This is a genomic window from Vibrio sp. S/42/10, from assembly GCF_029890535.1.
Classification (GTDB): domain Bacteria; phylum Pseudomonadota; class Gammaproteobacteria; order Enterobacterales; family Vibrionaceae; genus Vibrio; species Vibrio cyclitrophicus.
The window spans coordinates 13203-34647 of sequence record NZ_JAKMZC010000018.1 but is presented as its reverse complement, the minus strand read 5'-3'; the positions used below and the strand labels follow the sequence as shown (position 1 = coordinate 34647).

Annotated in this window: 20 protein-coding genes; 10 read left to right on the top strand and 10 right to left on the bottom strand. The window is 43.0% G+C overall.

The features are described 5' to 3' along the window. The first annotated feature begins 133 nt into the window (after nt 1-133). A complete protein-coding gene (locus tag L8S15_RS17770) occupies nt 134-427 on the top strand; it encodes a YkgJ family cysteine cluster protein (RefSeq protein WP_280574482.1) in 294 nt (97 codons plus the stop codon). Nucleotides 428-578: 151 nt separating this feature from the next. Here the strand turns inward: L8S15_RS17770 and L8S15_RS17765 are convergent, their stop codons facing one another. From L8S15_RS17765 to L8S15_RS17740, 6 genes are all read right to left on the bottom strand, one after another. Then, nucleotides 579-2255: an RluA family pseudouridine synthase gene (locus L8S15_RS17765; protein WP_010430211.1), complete on the bottom strand. Its 1677-nt coding sequence runs from the start codon at nt 2253-2255 to the stop codon at nt 579-581. A 148-nt stretch (nt 2256-2403) separates the two neighbouring features. Further along, nucleotides 2404-3024, bottom strand: a complete 621-nt coding sequence (locus L8S15_RS17760) for a glutathione S-transferase (protein ID WP_010430209.1) — start codon at nt 3022-3024, stop codon at nt 2404-2406. A gap of 34 nt (nt 3025-3058) precedes the next feature. After that, nucleotides 3059-4090, bottom strand: a complete 1032-nt coding sequence (locus tag L8S15_RS17755; protein WP_010430208.1) for an NADP-dependent oxidoreductase — start codon at nt 4088-4090, stop codon at nt 3059-3061. Nucleotides 4091-4270: 180 nt separating this feature from the next. Beyond that, complete coding sequence (locus tag L8S15_RS17750; protein ID WP_010430206.1) at nt 4271-4861, bottom strand: TetR/AcrR family transcriptional regulator; 591 nt, start codon at nt 4859-4861, stop codon at nt 4271-4273. 216 nt (nt 4862-5077) lie between these two features. Further along, entirely contained in the window at nt 5078-5551 is a 474-nt protein-coding gene (locus tag L8S15_RS17745; protein ID WP_016768133.1) for an FKBP-type peptidyl-prolyl cis-trans isomerase, read from the bottom strand. A 76-nt stretch (nt 5552-5627) separates the two neighbouring features. Beyond that, on the bottom strand, nt 5628-6254 hold the full coding sequence (locus L8S15_RS17740) for a thioredoxin domain-containing protein (RefSeq protein ID WP_010430200.1): 627 nt from the start codon (nt 6252-6254) through the stop codon (nt 5628-5630). Between the two features lie 269 nt (nt 6255-6523). Between L8S15_RS17740 and L8S15_RS17735 the strand changes: the two genes are divergently transcribed. Continuing rightward, complete coding sequence (locus tag L8S15_RS17735; protein ID WP_016768131.1) at nt 6524-7159, top strand: OmpA family protein; 636 nt, start codon at nt 6524-6526, stop codon at nt 7157-7159. A 121-nt stretch (nt 7160-7280) separates the two neighbouring features. Here the strand turns inward: L8S15_RS17735 and L8S15_RS17730 are convergent, their stop codons facing one another. Next, complete coding sequence (locus tag L8S15_RS17730) at nt 7281-7640, bottom strand: glutaredoxin (RefSeq protein ID WP_010430193.1); 360 nt, start codon at nt 7638-7640, stop codon at nt 7281-7283. 89 nt (nt 7641-7729) lie between these two features. Then, complete coding sequence (norR, locus tag L8S15_RS17725) at nt 7730-9322, bottom strand: nitric oxide reductase transcriptional regulator NorR (RefSeq protein WP_065101396.1); 1593 nt, start codon at nt 9320-9322, stop codon at nt 7730-7732. Between the two features lie 369 nt (nt 9323-9691). On the opposite strand from norR, the gene hmpA reads away from it, so the two are divergent. The 7 genes from hmpA (at nt 9692) to L8S15_RS17690 (ending at nt 16955) form a co-directional block, all read left to right on the top strand. Further along, nucleotides 9692-10888: an NO-inducible flavohemoprotein gene (gene hmpA, locus L8S15_RS17720; protein ID WP_065101395.1), complete on the top strand. Its 1197-nt coding sequence runs from the start codon at nt 9692-9694 to the stop codon at nt 10886-10888. Between the two features lie 424 nt (nt 10889-11312). Continuing rightward, on the top strand, nt 11313-12326 hold the full coding sequence (locus L8S15_RS17715; protein ID WP_010430185.1) for a LacI family DNA-binding transcriptional regulator: 1014 nt from the start codon (nt 11313-11315) through the stop codon (nt 12324-12326). 23 nt (nt 12327-12349) lie between these two features. Continuing rightward, a complete protein-coding gene (locus tag L8S15_RS17710) occupies nt 12350-13387 on the top strand; it encodes an ABC transporter substrate-binding protein (RefSeq protein WP_280574467.1) in 1038 nt (345 codons plus the stop codon). 48 nt (nt 13388-13435) lie between these two features. Continuing rightward, a complete protein-coding gene (locus tag L8S15_RS17705) occupies nt 13436-14248 on the top strand; it encodes an ABC transporter permease (protein ID WP_280574520.1) in 813 nt (270 codons plus the stop codon). Nucleotides 14249-14250: 2 nt separating this feature from the next. After that, nucleotides 14251-15039, top strand: coding sequence for an ABC transporter permease subunit (locus L8S15_RS17700; RefSeq protein ID WP_065101394.1), 789 nt, complete (start codon nt 14251-14253; stop codon nt 15037-15039). Between the two features lie 13 nt (nt 15040-15052). Next, the gene (locus tag L8S15_RS17695) at nt 15053-16135 is read left to right on the top strand and encodes an ABC transporter ATP-binding protein (RefSeq protein ID WP_102297422.1); all 1083 of its coding nucleotides are present in this window, start codon (nt 15053-15055) and stop codon (nt 16133-16135) included. Nucleotides 16136-16139: 4 nt separating this feature from the next. Then, entirely contained in the window at nt 16140-16955 is an 816-nt protein-coding gene (locus L8S15_RS17690; protein WP_016788604.1) for a phosphodiesterase, read from the top strand. Between the two features lie 142 nt (nt 16956-17097). On the opposite strand, the gene L8S15_RS17685 is transcribed toward L8S15_RS17690, so the two are convergent. Together L8S15_RS17685 and clcA are read right to left on the bottom strand one after the other, a co-directional pair. Then, the gene (locus L8S15_RS17685; protein WP_010430163.1) at nt 17098-18045 is read right to left on the bottom strand and encodes a TDT family transporter; all 948 of its coding nucleotides are present in this window, start codon (nt 18043-18045) and stop codon (nt 17098-17100) included. A 319-nt stretch (nt 18046-18364) separates the two neighbouring features. Next, entirely contained in the window at nt 18365-19771 is a 1407-nt protein-coding gene (gene clcA, locus L8S15_RS17680; protein WP_280574462.1) for a H(+)/Cl(-) exchange transporter ClcA, read from the bottom strand. A 551-nt stretch (nt 19772-20322) separates the two neighbouring features. Here clcA and L8S15_RS17675 point away from each other — a divergent pair. Beyond that, nucleotides 20323-21306, top strand: coding sequence for a GTP-binding protein (locus L8S15_RS17675; RefSeq protein ID WP_010430159.1), 984 nt, complete (start codon nt 20323-20325; stop codon nt 21304-21306). Nucleotides 21307-21445 lie beyond the last annotated feature (139 nt).

Sequence of the window (21445 nt, the reverse complement as noted above, 5' to 3'; positions counted from 1 at the left end):
TTTTGGGCGTTGTGAGTGAATCACAGGGCCCATTGTTGTTTATACACCGATGAAAGCACCGTCTTCGCTATCTTTATTAGCCGTGGCGGTCGGTTTCGATTACTATACGCAAAATTTAGCAATGTAGTCACTTATGACCATAGAGATAAAGAACGTAACTGAACCCGAAGTCACATGTGCCAATTGTCAGGCATGCTGTTGTCGCTTAGAGGTTATGATTATCACAGATACGGGCGTTCCTGAAGAGCATATTGCTTATGACGAATGGGGCGGTGAAACCATGCTGAGATTAGACGATGGCTGGTGTTCTGCAGTAGATAGAGAAACTCTGATGTGCACTATTTACGAAAATAGGCCTTGGATCTGTCGCGAATTCGAAATGGGCTCATACGAATGTTTGGAGCAACGCACAGATGTGATGGGCTAGACGCCTACAGTGTTAAAGTTAGCCGTGCAAGTACGTTACTAAGCTGCGATAAGCACATTAAAAAATCAAATTTCAGGGTTTTATATCTTAAGCAGATGTAGAACCCTGAATTGTTTTAACGGCACAAAGGGTAAGAGTAACAATTGGTCATCTAGAATTCTGACGGTACTTCAAACTCCATCCATTCTCCGGTTGTTGGGTGAATCAACTTTAGGTAGCCAGCGTGTAAGTGTAAGCGCTCGCGTTTGTATCCGTATAAGTCATCACCGCGAATCGGTAAACCAAGGCCTAATGGATGAGCACAATGCACCCTAAGCTGATGGGTACGCCCTGTCTTGGGGTATAGGTGAACCTTAGTTTTACCATTGTTGCTACTGACCGCTTCCCAATAGGTTTCTGCATTTCGGCCATGCTTATGGCAAACCAGCTGTCTTGGTCTGTCTGTAATGTCACCACGCAACGGCAGGCTGATATCGCCAGATTTACCGTCTATTTCACCCTCTAAAAGAGCTGTGTATCGTTTCACTACGGTTCTATCGATAAATTGCTTCTGGATGTGTTTATTGGATTCGGCTGTAAGCGCCAAAATTAATAAGCCAGAGGTCGACATGTCCAGTCTATGGATGATCAAAGGGCCTGTCGCATTTGGGTAACGCGCCTTGATGCGTGTATAAATTGAGTCTTCGATAAACTTTCCAGGAACCGAGAGAAATTCGTCAGGTTTATTTACCACCACGATCTCTTTGTCTTCATAAACAATATCGAAAGATTTGCCGATTGCAGGGTTAACGATCAAAGGGTTATCTTCCAATTCAATACCGATAAGTTGATGGTCTAGAATCTCGAAGCTTTTGCTTTGGCAAACAGGGTATAGATTACCGTGTTGGCGAATTTGAGATTTTGGTGGTTGCCCCCACCAAAACTCAGACAACGCCAAAGGTTTTAGACCGCATTCAAACGCAAAGTTGAGCAACTTAGGTAGACAACAATCTCCCGAGCCCTCAAGAGCATCTTTACCGTCTAATAATTCTAGCAAGCTCTTGGATTGCTTGGCTTGATTGATAAAGTGATAGTGCGATAAACGTTGAGTTTCCAATTGTGCCGAGATGACTTGGTAACCTTGCTTACGATTTTTCAGTTCACTTTCTATCGCATCAACTTGCGATTGTCGTTCTGCAATCTTCTGTTTCCATTCTATACGAAGTCCTTTTAAGTCTCGCTTTTCTTGGCTACTTTGGTTACCTAATTGCTTGAGTAGGTTCGATGCTAACTCTTGATTCCCTAATGCCTTTTCGTGATTGGCTTGCTCTCTGAGTTCGTTGCGCTGAGCTTTATTTGCGGCCATGGCTAACTGAAAGGACTCGATAGCTTGTGCTGATTCGACTTTTAACTCTTCAAGCTCTACCAATAATGTGTCCAGGTTGTGCGACTGTTGTAGCTTCTTAATGTCATTCTCTAGTTGCAACTGCAGAGCGAGGTTTGCACTATTTTGAGATTGAAACTTTTCTGAATCGAAGGCTGGTGGAACAAAGTTAATGTTGTTTAACTGATAGATCAAAGCCGGATCTAACTGCAAGCCTGAAAACGCAGAAAGGTAGCCCAACTCTTGCGTGGTTGGATTCTGAACAAGCAGCACTGCGTAGAGATTACCTTGCGAGGTTTCATTGACACCACAGTCCGTAAGCGACTGTTGAAGCTGCAGCATAGCTAATTCACACGTAGGGTGCGGGGTATAGTAATACGGAAACGTAAAGCGAGTCGGTAGCGCTAAATCTACATTCGAATTTACTAGGTGCAGAGGTGTGTATTGAGTGAGGTTTGCTGACATTAAGATCAAACTCTATGGCTGTTCAGTTAGAGTTCGATATTGTGGTCGAAATGAAGACAAATGAGAAGCCAAAGCCGAAGATAAATCGGCTTTGGCTTCATTAGTTTTTGTGTTTACCCTAAGGAGGCATACAATGAGTTAAACTCGATCAGTTCGAGTGTTCTAACTCCACTTGTTCTGCTTTTTGGTAAGCTGGGTGGCTAGTTAAAAGCTCACCGTATTTAGCGATATTCGGGTAGAGCGCCGTTGCTCCAAAGTTCCCTACGATTTCAACGATGAACGACATCATGAAATCAGCACCAGTGAGTGTTTCTGCAACTAGGTAGGTTTTACCTTCCAGTGCATTATTCACATAGGTTAGGATTTTTTGGCTTTCAGCATCTGCGTAACCGCTTAGGAAGTTGGTCTCGGCGCCGTCTTTCATCACAAAGATCTTAAGTAACATTGGTAAAATGCCTGAGCTTTCAGCGAAGTGAAGCCACTGCGAGTATTCTACGTATTCTGCTGTACCGCGTATTGGTGCGAACTTACCCTGGCCGTATTTGTCGATTAGGTATTCGGTGATAGCGCCAGATTCAGTGATCACGACGCCATCGTCTTCAATGACTGGAGATTTACCCAACGGATGAACTGACTTCAATTCTGGTGGTGCTAGAAACGTGACACTGTCTCGTTGGTATGGTTTGATTTGGTAATCAACACCAAGCTCTTCCAATAACCAGATGATACGCTTCGAACGTGATTTGTTTAGGTGATGTAAAGTAATCATTATTCTGCCTATTTTGCTGCTTCAGCTGATTGAGTTATTTAGGTTCGTTCGTTTTGATAACAAGCTTGCCGAAGTTCTGACCTTCTAATAAGCCCATGAAAGCTTGTGGTGCTTCGTCTAAGCCTTCAATTAGGTGTTCACGGTACTGCATTTTTCCTTGTGACAACCATTCTGTCATTTGTACGGCGAACTCGTTGTAACGATGCGCGTAGTCATCAAAGATAATGAAGCCTTGCATCTTAATACGCTTAACCAGTAGGGTACCAACAAGACTAGACATGCGATCTGGGCCTTCAGGAAGCGAAGTCGCGTTGTATTGAGAAATAAGACCACAAACAGGAATACGAGCACCGGTGTTAAGTAATGGCATTACTGCATCGAAAACTTTGCCGCCTACGTTTTCAAAATATACATCGATCCCGTTGTCACACGCTTTAGCCAACTGATCAGCGAAGTCGTCGGCTTTGTGGTCGATACATTCATCAAAGCCAAGAACCTCTTTAGCGTACTGACACTTCTCTTGACCACCAGCAACACCGACAACACGACAGCCTTTTAGCTTACCGATTTGTCCAACGGTTGCGCCTACTGGACCCGTTGCTGCAGCTACAACCAGCGTATCGCCTTTCTTCGGTTGGCCAATATCTAATAAACCCATGTAAGCCGTAAAACCAGGCATGCCCATGATGCCAAGCGCGTAAGAAGGGTGCGTTGGCTCTTTACCTAGTTTGATTAGGCCTTCACCGTTAGAAACCCCGAGATCTTGCCAACCGGTATAAGCCAATACCCATTCGCCGATTTCAAAATCGCTGTTATTCGACTCTTCAACCTGACACACGGTTGCACCGACCATCACGTCGTCAATTGCAACTGGATCAGCGTAAGATTTAGCGTCGCTCATTCGGCCACGCATGTATGGGTCTAGAGAAAGGTACACTGAGCGAAGTAACATTTCGCCATCTTTAATTGCTGGTGCGGCTACTGTCTCTAAACGAAAGTTTTCTTGAGTAGGTGCGCCAACTGGGCGAGAAGCCAATACGATGCGGCGATTGTCTTGTTGAGTCATTGGATGTCCTTAATTTTGATTATGTTCATTTAGAATTAGACCAGTCGTCTAGTCTTGTCGTCTAAAAATCCCGCCATCACCAAATTGATAAGAGGGCGGGTAATTTTTTATCAATAGCGATTAATACTGTGTATTTTTGTGTGATAACACACCTAGTGACCTGCATTTAGGTCTCAGTATTTAGTCGTTACCTTGTAAAACTTGCTTGGTCAGTCTCAGTGCCGATTCTAAGCTATGTGAGCTTTGACTTAACTTGCTTAGCAAACTTGCACCCAACCACATCGAGTAAAGGTTTTGAGCGGCATCTTGGCTGTTATTAACTTTAATAGAGCCGTCTTCAACACCACCAACAACGCAATTCTCAATCGTATGGGTGACTTTTCCAGCTCCTTTATGTAGAGCTTGGCGCATAGGATCAGAAAGATCAGACACTTCTGCACTGAGTTTAACCACTAAGCACTTATGAGCGTTGCAGGTACCATTTTCAATTTTTGTCCACAGCGAAAAGTAACTGATGATTCGTTGAAAATGATTACCTTCGCCATGCACTAAGATCGATTCAATTTTAGTTATGTAATTTTCAAAATAGTGTTGAATCAATGCTTCGCCAAACTGCTCTTTCGATTTAAAGTAGTGGTAAAACGAACCTTTCGGAACATCCGCTTCTTTGAGCAATTGCGATAAACCAACGCCATTAAAGCCGTTGTTCACTATTAATTGATATCCCACATTCAAAATATGCAGGCGAGTATCGTTCGTTTTTTCGTTCATGGACGTTACTATAATTTAAATTAGACCAGTCGTCTAGTGGTTGGTTTTTTCTGCATTGTGAAATCTTCATAACGTCTAAGGTAGCGTGCTCTTGAAGATTTTAACTTGTCGATTCAAGCGTGCACTAAACGGTAAGCGGATAAATACAAAAAAGCCCCGACATATCTAGCATGTTGGGGCTTAAATCAATGAGATTGTTGCTTGATTACTTTTCGGTTATTTAATGGCAATTAGCTCAACATCAAAAATTAAAGTCGATGAAGGTGGGATAGGACCTGAGCCGCCTTTCCCGTAAGCTAATTTACTCGGGATAAATAGACGAACTTTTTGACCTTCAACCATGTAAGTCAAACCTTCTTGCCAACCTTTGATTACTTGCTTAAGAGCAAATGAAATAGGCTCGCCACGCTCAACAGAACTGTCGAAGACAGTGCCATCTATAAGTGTTCCGTGGTAATGAACCGTTACTTTACTGTTCTTAGTTGGATGCTCAGTACCAGTGCCTTCTTCAAGTACAAGATATTGAAGACCGCTTTCAGTTGTAACCACACCGTCTTTGGCGCCGTTTTCGATGAGGAACTGTTGACCTTGCTTGATATTTTCTTCGCCAGATTTATGGTTCATCCAAGTGCGGTAGATCATGAAGCCAGCCAAAATAAAGACAATGACCGGGATGATAAATTTAGACATAGTAAAACCTATTTATAGTTAATGCTGAGTTTCGTAGTTAATGCAGAGGGTGTTAATTAATTGACTACCGCTGTGACTATGGTTGAGTCAAAAGGAAGTTAATCGTTTTTGCGATCCCAGTAACATCTTGGTGACCGGCAGTCAGTACTTGATATTTGCCGTTGATGATAAACGTTGGTACTGAGTTGATTTGACCTTTTACTGAGACTTCTTCTGCTTTCTTAACGTATTCAAAAAGCGCAACCTGTTGCTCTTTATTCAGCTGGTATGGACTAACCAAACCACGAGAAGTAAATGCTGTTTCTAAAGCTTGTTGGCGTTGTTCAGGAGTCGCATCTGCACCCATTTGAACCGCACCGAATAGCTCATCCATGAAAGCGTGGTCAGGCGTTGCGTCAAGCTGCATTACCGCTGTGTAGTAGATCATCGCGCTGATTTGAGCACTTTCGTTGAAAGTCACATGAACTTTGCCAATCTTTTGGTCTGTCAGTGATTCAATCTCTGGAATTGCACTTTCCATTTGACGGCAATGACCACAATTAAGAGAGAAGATTTCAGTGATCGGAGATAAGTTAAATTCAGTCAGAGCCGCTGGAAGTGCTTCGTATTGAACACCTTGTTGTGGCTCATCTGTTTCACTACAGCCCGCGATAACAAGCACGGCAGCGAGTGCTGTAATGAATTTAGTAAGTGGTTTAAACATAATGTTTGCTCTAGCGTTGAGAAGTCGTGAGATTCTAACTATTTAGTAAGAATTGGAAAACAATTATAAGGTAAATAAATGCAAACAGTTCGAACTAGCGGGTGATGACAGGCTAGTTGACGGTTAACTGTGATCAAAAGCACTTTTTTTGGATGTGTTTTTTTCGTCTAAAGTTTTTGTCTAAAGTTTTTTTCTTGGTGCCGATATAGACATTAGTGAATGGTTTATCTGCATGAATGGTTGGTGAAGTAATGAGATATTTAGCGATAATGTTAAGCATAGCTTTGGCAGGGTGTGAAACGACGTTACCAACGGGTATGTTAGGTGGCGATCTGCTAGAAACCGCGCCACAAACTGATTACGACTTGATGCATCCTGAATGGGGTGTGGTTCAAACGACATCTTTAGCGAGTAATCGTGGTTATGCGATCCAAAACAACGCTCGTCAACAAACCACTATCACAACCAACTATGGTCGCGGCGTATCAACCAATGATCCGCTAGAAGTTTTCCTTAGACAAAACCGTATCGATTTTGAAGTTCTGCCGGGTAACCATGTGATGGTAAAGCTTGAACAGCATGTGAACTTTAAAACAGGCTCAGCATTTCCTGAACCTGCTTACAACCAATGGTTAGACACATTAGGTAGCTACCTTTCTCAACGCCAAGATATCGATGTTGTGATTGAAGGGCACACCGATAACACGGGCACAGATCGAATCAATGATCCTCTGTCAGAGCAGCGCGCAAAAGAAGTGAAAGCTCGATTGGAAAGTCACTACGTTTCAAGCCGCTCAATCTATACCCGTGGTTTTGGCGAGTATGTACCAGCATGTACTAATGCTTCAGCACAAGGCAAAGCGTGTAACCGCCGTGTCGAGTTAATGCTGATTGTGGCAAAGTAACCTTTTGAGCTGCCGCTACTCAATTGGTTTGATTTGTCTCGACTAGGCTTAAATAACAGAAATAAAAAATCCTTCACATTCGAGGGATTTTTTGTATCTGACTTTCGCTATGCTTGTGAGCTTATGCGAATTGTTTTTCTAAGTAAGAGACGATGTCTGAAGACTCGTACATCCACTCAGTTTTGCCGTCTTTCTCAATACGTAGGCAAGGCACTTTCACTCGACCGCCGCCAGCTTCTAGCTCTGCACGGTGTTGTTCATTGTTTTTTGCATCGCGAAGTTCAAACTGAACCGATTGACGTTTCATCGCGCGGCGCACTTTTACGCAAAATGGGCACGCTTCGAACTGGTATAACGTGTGCGTTTTTGCTTGCTCATTCACTTTGCTTTGCTCTTCTTGAGAACGTTTCACACCACGAGGGCTGAAAACAAAATTCAATAGCAAGATGACACGACCTAAAAACCAACGGATAAACTTCATAACTCTCTCTACATATTTAAAATTAGCGTTACAATTTGCAGCATTATATACACAAGTTTTGTCAGATGCTCGCAACAAACCGCTAATATCTATTTTGTCCGTTCGATCGTGTGAGACTTAGCCACATTTAGTCCTAAACGCTTAGAAAGCCGAGTTAGGTTTGCACGGTCTGTTTTTAGAACTCGTCCCGCTTGTGCCCAGTTAAAATTGGCATCTTCTAACACTTCAGTAATGATGCTGCGTTGGAAATCGTCTGTTGCACCACGTAAACCGGCTGAAAGATCGATGGTTGGTGTTGATAAAGGCGTATTCTTTACTTGTGTTGTCGCAATAGGTTGATCTTGGTCGAGAGGACCACAATCCTCTTTGGTGATTGTCACCAAGTTTTTATTGGTACTACGTGCTAACGCTTTCAATGCTGAACGACTGATCACGTGCTCAAGTTCACGCACGTTACCCGGCCAACCATAACGGTTTAGGAATACCAGAACATCAGAACGGAACTTAACTTGGTTGATACCAAGCTTACGACGCGCTTGTTCTAGGAAAAAACCAGCTAATAGGCTGATGTCGTCACCACGCTCTTTCAGTGCAGGCACCGCGATAGGGTACACACTCAGGCGGTGGTACAAATCAGCTCTGAATCGACCGTCTTCAACTTCTTGCTTTAGATCTCGGTTAGTTGCTGCCAATACTCGTACATCAATGGTCTGAATGTTGTCTTGGCCAACCGGTTGGATTTCGTTGTTTTGTAGAGCACGCAGTAGTTTACTTTGCGCGGCTAAAGGCAATTCGCCAATCTCATCAAGGAACAGCGTGCCACCATCGGCTAAAGCAAATTTACCTAAGCGGTTTTTGTCTGCACCAGTGAACGCACCACGAACGTGACCAAACAATTCACTCTCAACCAAATTTTCAGGAATAGCAGCACAGTTTACGTAGACCAGCGGGTTGCGTTTACGCTGTGATTGGTGGTGTAGCGTACGAGCTACTAGTTCTTTACCAACCCCCGTGTCACCGTGAATCAAGATATTAAACTCAGACGGTGCAACAACTGCGATGTCGTTCTTAAGCGCGACCATGGTGTCACTGTTACCAATTAACTCGCCGCCATCACGTTCCCATGACTCGACATTCAACTCTTCCAGTAACTGTTTTGACTGTTTCGCTTGATGTTCAAGTTGCGAGAAGGTTAGTGCCATTTGCATGGATGACGCCGCAATAGCAGCCAGTACTTCGAGGTTGCGAGCAGGGATGTTAGCGAAGACATCAGGTTTTAGGCTGTCTAGAGTTAGAACCCCTAATAACTTGTCGCCAAATAGCAAAGGTAGGCCCATGCAAGCGTGCATTGGCAGATCGCCATCATGGTCTATCAGCAGACCATCGAAAGGATCGGGTAGGGAACTGTCGGCATCGAAACGAACAGGAGAGCGAGACGCGCAGATTTCTTCAAAACGCGGGTGTTCTGAAATGATAAAGCGACGACCGAATGTATCTCGACTAAGCCCTTGCATTGCAATAGGGACTAAAGTGTCGCCTTGAAGGCTTAAAAGCGCGACACAATCACACGTTATGGTTTTACGAATGGCATCGATAAGGCGATTAAAACGATCTTGATCGTTCACACCACTCGCGAGGCCAATGGTCATTTCCATGAGGGTAGATGCGGAGATATCTTGCATAAAAAACTCTAACTGTGTGTGTTTATCTACATAATAGAGTCTTATAGACTTAAAAAAAAGGTCTTTTTGACATTTTTATAAGATGAATTTTGAGAATGAAACCAGTAATGACGGGGATTGATAAACTTGGCACTGATTGTGCAAAAGAGTCATCGAGGCCCGATTATAACGCTGATTAAAAAGAGTATTCTTGATCTCAATCAATCAGGTGGTATTAATCAGGTTTACGATTTTTTGAAACGAAAACGAGTCAAAATCACTCAGTTTCTAAAAATAACTAAGGTTTCAGAAAATCGAAAAGTCATTCTTAATTTTTCAAGTAGTCAAAATGACATATAGGTCATAAGACTCAGTGTTCGGAGTAAATTCATGCTTAACAACGCACATATCGAAATCATCAAATCTACTATCCCGCTACTTGAGAGCGCAGGCCCGGCTTTAACTCAGCACTTTTATCAACGTATGTTTACGCATAACCCTGAGTTGAAAGATATCTTCAATATGACTCACCAAAGAACAGGTCGCCAAGGCGTAGCACTGTTTGAAGCTATCGCGGCTTATGCAAAGAACATTGAAAACCTAGCAGCGTTAACAACAGCCGTTGAACGTATTGCTCAGAAACACACAAGCTTTAACATTCAACCAGAGCACTACCAAATTGTTGGTTTACACCTGATTGAAACACTACGTGAATTAGCTACTGATGCGTTTACTCCAGAAGTGGAAGAAGCATGGACAGCAGCTTACCTATTCTTAGCGCAAGTATTCATCGATCGTGAAGCTGAACTTTACCTACAACGTAAGCAAGCTGTTGGTGGCTGGGAAGCTGCACGTACGTTTGTGATCGCAGACAAGATCGAAGAATCAGCACTTGTAACAAGCTTCATCTTACAGCCAAAAGATGGCGGTGAAGTTTTAGACTACACACCAGGTCAATACATCGGTATCGAAGTGAAACCTGAAGGTTCTCAATACAGCGAGATTCGTCAATACTCACTGTCTGATAAGCCAAACGGAAAATACTACCGTATCTCTGTGAAGCGTGAAGGCCAAGGTCAAGAAACGCAAGGTGTGGTGTCCAACCACCTACACGACACGGTTGCTGTTGGTGATGAAGTTAGCCTTTACGCGCCAGCTGGTGACTTCATTTATCAAGAACGCAGCAAACCGGTAACGCTTATCTCTGCAGGTGTTGGTGTTACGCCAATGCAGTCCATGCTTGAGTTCCTAAACACTAAAGAGAAAAACGAGCCAGTACTCTACCTTCACGCTTGTGAGAATGTAGATCAGCACTCGTTCACTACTCGCGTAAAAGACATTGTTGCCGACAAAGGTTGGGAAGCGAAAACGTGGTACATGAACAAAGACGAGTCTGCATGTGAAAACACACATCAAGGTCAAATGGATCTAGCATCTATCTCTGACACTAAAGGCTTTGAAGAGAGCGATTTCTACATCTGTGGCCCTGTTGGCTTCATGAAGAATATCGTAGAACAGTTAGATGCACTTAAAGTAGACCGCTCTCGCGTCCACTACGAAGTTTTTGGCCCTCACGCTAACTTCTAATCGTTCTCGCCTGATCTACTAACACTCGCCTGAACTATTAACACCTTGCCTATTCAAAGGCCTCACATTGTGAGGCCTTTTTTACATGTATGTACTTTTCTTATTTTACATTTTCTGTATCGCTAAATTACGCCGTCCACTTAGCTTAAATCCCCCCGTTAAAAAAGCGGTCGTTAATCGAACGCCTATTTCCGCCCCTGTTATAACCTCTCACATAAATATTTTTCTCTCTCAGGGATAACTAGAAAACTTGCATTATCGTATGAAACGAATTTATTTCATTTGATAACGTGGTTCTATATGTTCTGAACGTGTAATTAACGTTTGCTAAAAGTGTTAATTTTGCTGATTTCATTAATAAAACTGTCATACCATTCATCTAGTCTTTCGTTCATCAACTTACGGCACAGGTTAAGGAAAGAGATTGAACATCAAGGATGTGGCAGATCTTGCGGGAGTTTCTCCAGCAACGGTATCTCGATTTGTTAATCGACCACAATCAGTGGCTTTGACGACAGCTAACAAGATTAAGCGAGTGATTGAGACGACAGGATATCGAATTGAGAGAAAGTCACAGGCGCTTGAGCTCAACAAAAATCCGACGATTGGTGTACTGATTCCGAGTCTCCTTAACCCTGTCTTTTCAGAAGTTGTTGCGGGTATTCAGGAACGGGCGAGACATTTTGGTTACTCAACTTTAGTTTTAGACACCCAGTATGACAATGAACAAGAGCAACAAGCTGCGGTTGATTTTATTCGTCAAAGGGTTGAAGGAGTGATCTTGACGATAGCTAACGCTTCGGATAATGCGGCTCTCGAATTACTGCGGAGCTTTAAGTTTCCTTACTGTTTGTTGCACAACCAATCTACTGAAAATGAGCCTTGCGTTTACGTTGATAACTATCAAGCAGGTAAGGACGTCGCAAAGAAAGTTTTTGAATATGGGCATACAGAGATAGGGATGATTACTGGTCACTTTGCTTCATCCGACCGTGCGAAAAAACGGTATGAGGGGTTTAAGCAAGGCCTACGTGAGAGCGGTGTCGAATTGAGCCAGCTTCTTGAAGTAGACCAAAACAAGCTTATCCCATTCACTGATTCTGAGATGACGCTATTCAATGGGGATTTTGCCCCTACAGCGTGGTTCTGCAGCAATGATTTACTGGCGCTTAAAACAATGAACGCACTTAGGAGTATAGGTAGACGAATCCCGCAAGATGTTTCGGTCGTGGGCTTCGATGGTATGGGGCTTGGGCAGTTGGTTTGTCCTAGCTTGGCGACGGTTGCTATCCCACATTTCGATATGGGGAAAATGGCTGTCGATATTTTGTTTAATGCGAAAGTAGGCTCAATCGCCCAGCGTGAATTTTCGCTGAAATATGAACTACAAATGAAGGGATCGCTTGGTGCGGTTCCGGTAACCACCCAATTTAGTTAACGGACGATTTGTTGGAGAACGCAATGGCACAACATCATTTACTACAAGCTGGAAAGTCATCAAAAATGAGAAAACTAACTAGCTTACTCATTGGCTTTGCTGGCGTCGCTTTTCAGGCTCAGGCATCCAATGCTATTTGTTACAACTGTCCACCAGAATGGGCGAACTGGGGTGGGCAACTTCAGTTGATCAATAAAGAGCTAGGAATACGAATTCCTATGGACAACAAGAACTCAGGTCAGTCCTTATCCCAACTGGTTGCAGAAAAGAATAGCCCAGTTGCTGACGTGGTTTATTACGGTGTTTCTTTCGGTATTAATGCGACAGAGCAAGGTGTTGTAAGCGCTTATAAACCAAAGAATTGGGACCAGATACCCGAAGGCATGAAAGACCCACAAGGACATTGGTTTGCCATTCATTCCGGTACTATTGGATTTTTTGTAAACGTAGACGCACTTGATGGTGCTGACGTACCGACAAGTTGGGAAGACCTTTTAAAACCTGAATATCGTCGGATGGTGGGATACTTAGACCCAACGAGTGCCTTTGTTGGCTACGCGAGTGCGGTCGCAGTGAATGAAGCCATGGGAGGGAGTATTGATAATTTTGCCCCTGCAATCGAGTATTTCAAGAAGTTGGCGAATAACCGCCCAATAGTTCCTAGACAAACCTCTTACGCTCGTGTGATTTCTGGAGAGATTCCAATCTTAATCGATTATGACTTCAATGCGTATCGTGCCAAATACAATGACTTTACTAATGCTGCCTTTGTTATTCCTAAGGAAGGCTCAATTGCTGTCCCCTATGTAATGAGTAAAGTGAAGAACTCTCCAAACTCAGAAAATGCCCAGAAAATTTTAGACTTTGTATTGTCAGATAAAGGCCAACAACTGTGGGCTGAAGCATATTTACGCCCGGTTATTGATGGTGTTATGAGTGAAGAAGCACAGAGTAAATTTCTTCCAGCAACAGAGTACGAACGAGTTGGTTCTGTCGACTTTGCAAAAATGTCTGAAAACCAGCCTACGTTTGCGGATATGTATATCCGAGAAGTGAATTAATAGCTTATCAAAATGTTGGATGGCGGGGTTAAGCCCGCCAATATCTCTATGAAAAATAATCGTATTTCCTTATTTCTGATTTTGCCAGCAATCATCGTTAGCGGTACATTTTTTTTATTGCCTGTCGTGCAGTTAATCAAGGTGTCGTTAGTGGATGGTGGCGCTGTAAGTTATTGGCATATTTTAACCAGACCTATTTATTTCAAGAGTCTGGTATCGACGATTGGACTCTCTGTTCTTGTGACTTTAGTTAGTTTAGCGATAGCGACCATCACAGGACTATTTTTAACTCGCTATGAATTTAAAGGTAAACAGCTCTTGGTTGCGATGTTGAGTTTTCCACTGGCTTTCCCGGGGGTTGTTATTGGATTCTTTGTCATCATGCTTGCGGGAAGGCAAGGGCTCTTTGCCCAACTAGGGCTGATGTTAACGGGTGAACGTTGGATGTTCGCATACACAATGGCAGGGTTATTCTTGGGCTATTTATATTTTTCTATTCCACGGGTTGTTTTGACGGTCATGGGAACGGCTGAAAAGCTTGATCATAACCTACTTGAAGCCGGTCGTTCATTAGGGGCAAATCGTTGGCAGATCTTTAAGGATGTGACACTTCCAGCTCTAACCCCTGGGTTAATTTCTTCGGGTTCGATCTGTTTTGCTACATCAATGGGCGCATTTGGTACCGCGTTTACCTTGGCAACGAATATCAATGTTCTTCCTATGACGATATATACAGAATTTACGCTCAATGCCAATTTTGCCATGGCAGCGTCGCTGAGCTTGATCCTTGGTTTAGTTACTTGGTTTTGTTTAGCGCTGGCGAAGCGTCATGGTAACGGATCAATGGCTATGGGGGGCTAATCATGAAGAAAGACAAATATTTCTACATGCAACTTCTATTCACATTGACCGTCTGTGCATTCTTGATTGTGCCCGTATTTATGTCGGTAGTCGCTGGCCTGACAAATAACTATTTTGTCGGTATTAAAAGCGGATTTACGTTTAGGTGGGTTGAACAGGTATGGGCATTGTACTCAGATACTATTTGGCTAACTTTGCAAATCTCTATCGCAACCACGTTAGTTAATGTTGTGGTAGGTGTGCCTTGTGCTTACGTATTGGCTAAAAGTAAAAGCCGTTGGGCATCTATCTTCGATGAAATACTCACATTACCCATTGCGATTCCAGGGATGGCGATTTCACTCGGTTTGATTTTGGCATATGGAGGTTTCACTGACTTCAGATCAAGCTGGATGTTTATTCTCGTTGGACATGTAATTTTTACACTGCCGTTTATGGTTAAGTCGGTTTTATCAATTTTGCAGAGTATTAATTTCCGTGTTCTCGAGGAAGGAGCAGCAAGTCTTGGCGCGACTTTTTGGCAGCGATTTTTTGATGTAATTGTTCCCAACTGCAAGGCAGGTATTGTCGCAGGTATGTTGATGACTCTCACTTTGTCTATTGGTGAATTTAACCTGACATGGATGCTGCACACGCCATTAACGAAGACATTACCAGTGGGGTTAGCTGATTCATACGCTTCAATGAGGCTCGAAATTAGCTCGGCTTACACACTAATTTTCCTTTGTTTAATCCTCCCTCTATTGGTCTTGGCTCAAGCATTGAACAAGAAACCAGTGACAAATAATTAAGATCAAAATCAATATGTTAGAACAACAAAATGGCGTGGAAATTTCGCTAAATAATATTACGAAGACATTCCCAGATGGAACCTTGGCGTTAAAGCCGACAAATCTCAAAATTAAGGCGGGCGAAATCTTAGTTTTGCTTGGCCCATCAGGATGCGGAAAGACAACTACATTGCGTATGATTGCAGGCCTAGAGTTTGCGGATGAAAATGGCGGCACGATTGTGTTTGGTGATCATGATGTTACGTGTTTGCCAATCGAACAACGTAAAGTTGGGATGGTGTTTCAGTCTTATGCTCTATTCCCGAATATGAATGTTAGCGAAAACATTGCTTATGGACTTAAGGTTCGTGGAGTCGCTCCGTCTGAGATAACCAGAAAGCTAAAAGAAATGCTTAGCATGTTCGACTTAGAAAAGTATGTGAGTCGAAATGTCCATCAGCTTTCAGGAGGCCAGCGTCAGCGCGTAGCTTTAGCAAGAGCAATTATCACTGAACCAGATGTTCTTTTACTTGATGAACCGTTATCTGCATTAGATGCTCTGCTGAAACAAAGGTTACGTGGTGATATCCGAAATCTCTTAAAAAAACTCGGTATTACAGCGGTATATGTCACTCATGATCAAGAAGAGGCAATGGCTATGGGGGATCGCATTGCGGTTTTAGACCATGGAGAAATTGCGCAAATTGGTTCAGCAAAAGATATTTATTTGAAGCCAGTTAACAACTTTGTTGCCGATTTTATTGGTCAAATGAACCGACTCGAAGGGAGTGTGCGTGATGGACAACTGATGTTGGATACAGGCAAACAGATTACTTTGTCTGATCAAGTGCTCTCACAGGTCTCTACTAATAAAGAAATCAGTGTAATGTTAAGGCCTGAAGATATTTTACTGACGCAAGTAACTGATGAAAACAGCGCACTAACTGCAACGGTTATTGGTACTGTATTTCTTGGCGACCGCACGCGTGTCACTCTCTCTGGCGTACAGAAAAGAAGCACTTTGATGGTGGATTGTTTTGCGCGCGTTGATTACCAAATTGGTCAAGTCGTCGCGGTCTCTTTTGCCCCTGAACGGCTCATCCCTTTGAAGAAGTAATACCATGTTAATAGCACAACTGACGGACCTGCATATCAAGCAGGGTGGCAAGAGCGCCTATAAGAAAGTCGATACGTTGAAATGTTTGTATGATGCCGTCAATCATATCAATGCTTTACATCCAAAACCTGATTGTGTCGTGGTGACGGGAGACTTGGGTGATTTCGGAGTGCTTGAAGAGTATCAATTGATCAATAAGGCTCTCGCAGAGTTTGAAATGCCATTGCATGTTATTCCTGGAAATCATGATGATAGGCATAATTTACGTGATGGGTTATCGAATCTTGTATCCTTTGATCATCCGCAATATTGCAATTTTGTGGCCGAGAAAGATGAATTGATATTAGTAGGACTGGACTCATCTGTAATTGGCAAGCCATATGGTTATTTAACAACAGAAACACTGGAGTGGCTTGATTCTGTTTTGACTAAAAATTCAACTAAGCCAGCGATGTTATTTATCCATCATCCCCCTATGGAAGTTGGCCTTAATCACATGGATGTCCAGAATTTGCAAAACAGTGATGAATTATATGATGTCCTTAAAAGATATGGCAATGTGACTGGTATCTGCGCAGGTCATCTACATCGACCTATTACTGCCGTTTGGAATTCAATTCCAGTTTGGGTTGGGCCATCTCACAGTCATTCAGTGACACTCGATTTAGATCCGAACGCATGTTCGTCATTTTCGCTGGAACCAAAAGCGATTCAATTGCTAACGGTAAAAGGTCGGACAGTCGTTTCTCATATCAGTTACATTGATGATAGCGATGGACCTTACCCATTCTTTGACGAAGAGGGTGCATTGATCGATTAATAAGGTAAACAGGTTATTGACGTTATTGGTTGGAGCATAACATCTAACACCAACTAGCCAATAGCCAGCATATAAGTTTCTCATGTGCTTACGGTGCGAGTATCCGTGGTGATACGCGCTCCGTATTTTACTTGGTTTAGCTTTAAAGGCGCTTGATCTTCTTAGACATATATTCAGCATCAAAAAACTCTGGCCAGTACATTTTCACGTAACCGCCTGCAACCCAAATCACTAAGATGGTTGCGATGGTCAGTTCAAAGAAACCGAATTTATGCAGCCAATACCATTGTGGATATTCAGCGCCGAAAAACGTAGTTAGGCGGTGCATAGCTATCGCGCTGATAACGGAAGGGAAGGTGACGGCAGCAATCGAAGGCTGGAACTTTAGGCGCATTAATCGGATGTAGCATAAGTAAATGAGTAAAGTCATCGTGATAGCAATGCCTGCCAACGCGCCAGTAAGAATCGGGTCTGGATTGTCGAAATTTACCAAGTAAGCGGCTAAAGACAGGTTCACCGGAGCCGCCATAATGGCCAGTGTTGGCCTTGCTCGCCGGGGTAGATTTCCTTCGAATACTAAGCGGTACAATACCACTGGCAGCATAAGAAAATAGATGCCAATACAAGTGGCTGCAAGTGTTTCTGAAAAGACGGTGTGTCCAAATTGTGTGCCCGCTAACGAACTGCTTATCAAGCCCACCGGATACAGAAACCAACTTGGTACAATGTTCGACATTTTGAAATTGATGATCTGGAAACTAAAGAACAATACCATCATTGTAAAGTGCAACAACAACGCGCAGAACCAGACGGGGTAAGCAATGACTGCAGAGATCTCGGCTAAATAATCACACAGGATAAGAAGCGCCATGCTCATTGGTGCCATCAAACTACCACTTAAGGGATGGCGTATATCATTTAAGAAAGTGTTTAAACTCGTTAGGTAACGAAATAAAACGGGCAGCAATAATAGTGCGCCAAATGAAGCTAGGTAAGGGCGAATGATTTCACCAATGCCTGGGACATATAAAGCCCATGCTTGTCCTAGTCCAATTACTCCAAGTGCTAAAGACGCCTGAGATGGCGGCACATTTTTTACCTGGGTTAATCTTCTCCAGTTCAACGACTTGCTCCAACTTAATAATTTATAGAATGTGAGGTATTTATAGTATTTGAGTGAATTATCGAATGTCTGTTCTAGCTAGAACGTTCAGTTATGCCATCAATAGATGTTAAGAGCACTCAAATAATTTTGAGTGGATGATAGCAAGTTTAACGTTTGCTTTTTTGATTTTGATGCGGAATCGGGACATTAAGCACGGGGAAAGTGTGCTTTATTTCTTGAGTTATTTGTAATTAGCTAACTTTTTGTACTGACCTATCACAGAGATGTAATGCATACAATGTCGCTAACGTGCTTCATCTTGCTGTGGGAGATCTTGCTGTCTGAGCTTCTCGTTTTTCAGCGTACGGTTAAGTAATTGACTGTAAATTGGCTGCCCACCTAGCATTTGAGCAATGATAACTGCCCCTAAGCAAGTGATGATCAACGGTAGAATAAGATAGTAGTTATTGGTCATTTCAATAACCAATAGTATACCTGTAATGGGTGCTCGTACCGTAGCAGCAAACAAAGCTCCCATACCTGCAATCGCAAACATACCCGGTTCAATATTCAGTTCTGGGAAGAATGCTGCTGTAGTAAGCCCAAAGGCGTAACCAAAGAGTGTACCTAGTGCGAGCATCGGTGCAAAGATGCCGCCCGGAGCACCTGAACCGAAGCAAAGTAGGGTGGTGATAACACGTCCTAAAAAGATCAGCAGCAGTACGTTTGCACTGTAACCACCATTAGTGATATTCGGGATGATACCAATACCACCGCCTGTTAATTCAGGTATGTAAAGCAGTAACAAGCCAAAGCAGCCACCAAGCAGGGTGCCGGTGATTAAATAGCGTTTGCGGTCATTTTTGTGTATCGCAACAAATAAGTCTTGCGACAGCGTGATCAGTTTATTGAAAATTACGCCAAACAAACCGAACAATACGCCTAATAACAAGAACAACCAAAGCGCATTTAATTCCGGTGGTTGATATTGAGGCATCGTGATAACGGCCGATTGTCCATTGATGGAACGAAAAACAATATTGGCTGAAATAGCAGAGATGATCACTGCTTTGATCGAAATGAGCGAGTAGCGGAATTGGGGTCTCATCTCTTCGACGACGAACATGATTCCCGCTAGTGGCGCATTGAATGCTGCAGCTAAACCACCAGCCGCTCCTGAAGCAAGCAGCGAGTGTTGAGTATCATCATCTTTGACGCGAAAAATATCAGTTACCATACGACCAATACTGCCGCCCATTTGAACAGTCGGCCCTTCACGGCCTAAAACCATACCTGAACCTAGTGCTCCCATACCTCCAAAGAATTTGACTGGCAATACTCGCCACCATCGAACAGGACGCATTCCGTCCATAGCACCTTCAATTTCAGGTATACCTGAACCTGCGGCTTCTGGAGCAAAGCGATGTACAAGGAAATATCCAATAAAAGCGAATGCTGCACTGATAATAAAAGCGGCTAACCAAAGAGGAACAAAATTGGTAATTTCATCTTTTAGCCAATCGGTACGAGTTTCTGAAATGAAATGAACAGCTACTTCGAAATAGGTGCCAACAACCCCAGCAAGCACGCCAACGATACAAGAAAGAAAGAGGACAGAAGCGGGTGTTTTGTCTCTAGAGAGAAATTGGTTGATAGCATCCCTTGGCATTTTTGCGAGTAAGGACTGCTTAATTTTCTCTCTTCTGGTCATTGAGGTTAGGTTCCTGTGTCGATAAGGCGGGGCTGTTATGAATTATACGCTTCCTATTCATATCCTATAGTAATAAAGATGAAAAGTTGAATTTCATTTATGGAGTGCGTTCATTCCATTTATGGAATCTATGGGTAATAGTGGTATCACCGTCACAATTTTGATCGATTATCTGGCGGTGGCTTGAATATCCCCAAAAATGAACCATAGTTAAATCGTAAAGCAACATAACAAACCGCAAGGAGAAGTGAGGTTTTACACACAATTTGGATGGATTCAGAAATAAAGTTTTAGTTCCTCGTTAATTGTTCAGGTCGATATTTAAGGCTTCCTGATTCGCGAACTCACGATTGAGTAACGAGGGTGAGGCGTACTGATGAAGTACGCCTTTAGTTCGTCTGGATCATCCATTCCCGCTTTTAATCTCTCCTGCTTATCCCTTGCCATTCTATTAATTATCATTCCTCTATAAATCATTCTCAGTATAAACAAGCGATTGGGGTCAACTTTTCGTTAATTGAGTATATACTCCCTAAAAAAGGAGGACTGATATGACCAAAAAAGTTCCTACAAACATAATCACGGGTTTTCTGGGTGTTGGTAAGACAACCGCTATTTTGAACCTGCTAAAAAATAAACCTGAAAATGAAAGCTGGGCTGTTCTGGTTAATGAGTTCGGGGAAATCGGTATTGATGGGGCATTGATGACAGATCAAGGGGCTTTAATTAAAGAAGTGCCAGGTGGTTGTATGTGTTGTACGGCTGGCGTTCCAATGTCGGTGGGTATCAACGCTTTGCTTCGTCAGAAACCTGATCGCTTGTTGATTGAGCCAACAGGACTTGGCCACCCTAAGCAGGTTATTGCTACGCTGACTTCAGAACAATACACACCGTATGTTGATTTAAAAGCGACGCTTGGTTTGGTTGACCCACGAAATCTATCTAATGAAAAGTACACCTTGAATCAGAACTTTAACGATCAGCTAGGCAGTGCTGATGTGATTTTAGGCACTAAGGTTGACTTAGTGCATTCTGAAGATATCGATGTATTTAATGACTGGGTCACTAACCAATCGCCATCAAAAGTGTTCCACAAGTTAATCCATGATGGTGAAGTGCCTTTGGAAGTGTTAGATATCGAAAGAGTACACGGCAGTGCTTCATCTCATATTGAATCGCACCATCATGATCACGCCGAACAAGAACCTCAATTCCTACTTCCTCCCGGTGAAGCGTTCATTCGAAAAGAGAACAAAGGGCAGGGTTACTTTAGTTGTGGCTGGCTGTTTGGTGCAGAGCATAAATTTGATTTCGATGCGCTGTTCTCAATGCTGTCGGATCTGACGGCTGAGCGTGTAAAAGCTGTCGTGAATACTAATCAAGGCTGCTATGCGTTTAACGTCGCGAATCAAGTAGTATCAGTGAATGAAATTTCCCTTGATGGCTTTGAATCCCGACTGGAAGTGATCGATTCGCAGTTAATGCCTTGGGGTGATCTCGAGCAGATTCTACTCAAGTTGTGTGGTATCAAATAGCCCAATTATCCTGTTTGGAATGATGATTCTGGTGTTTGCTTCGCGGATGGTGAGGTAAACACCCGATTAAATGAGAAAGTTTGCGTTATATCACGATAAATGTGAGATAAATCACTCTAATTACTTTATAGTGCTCGGC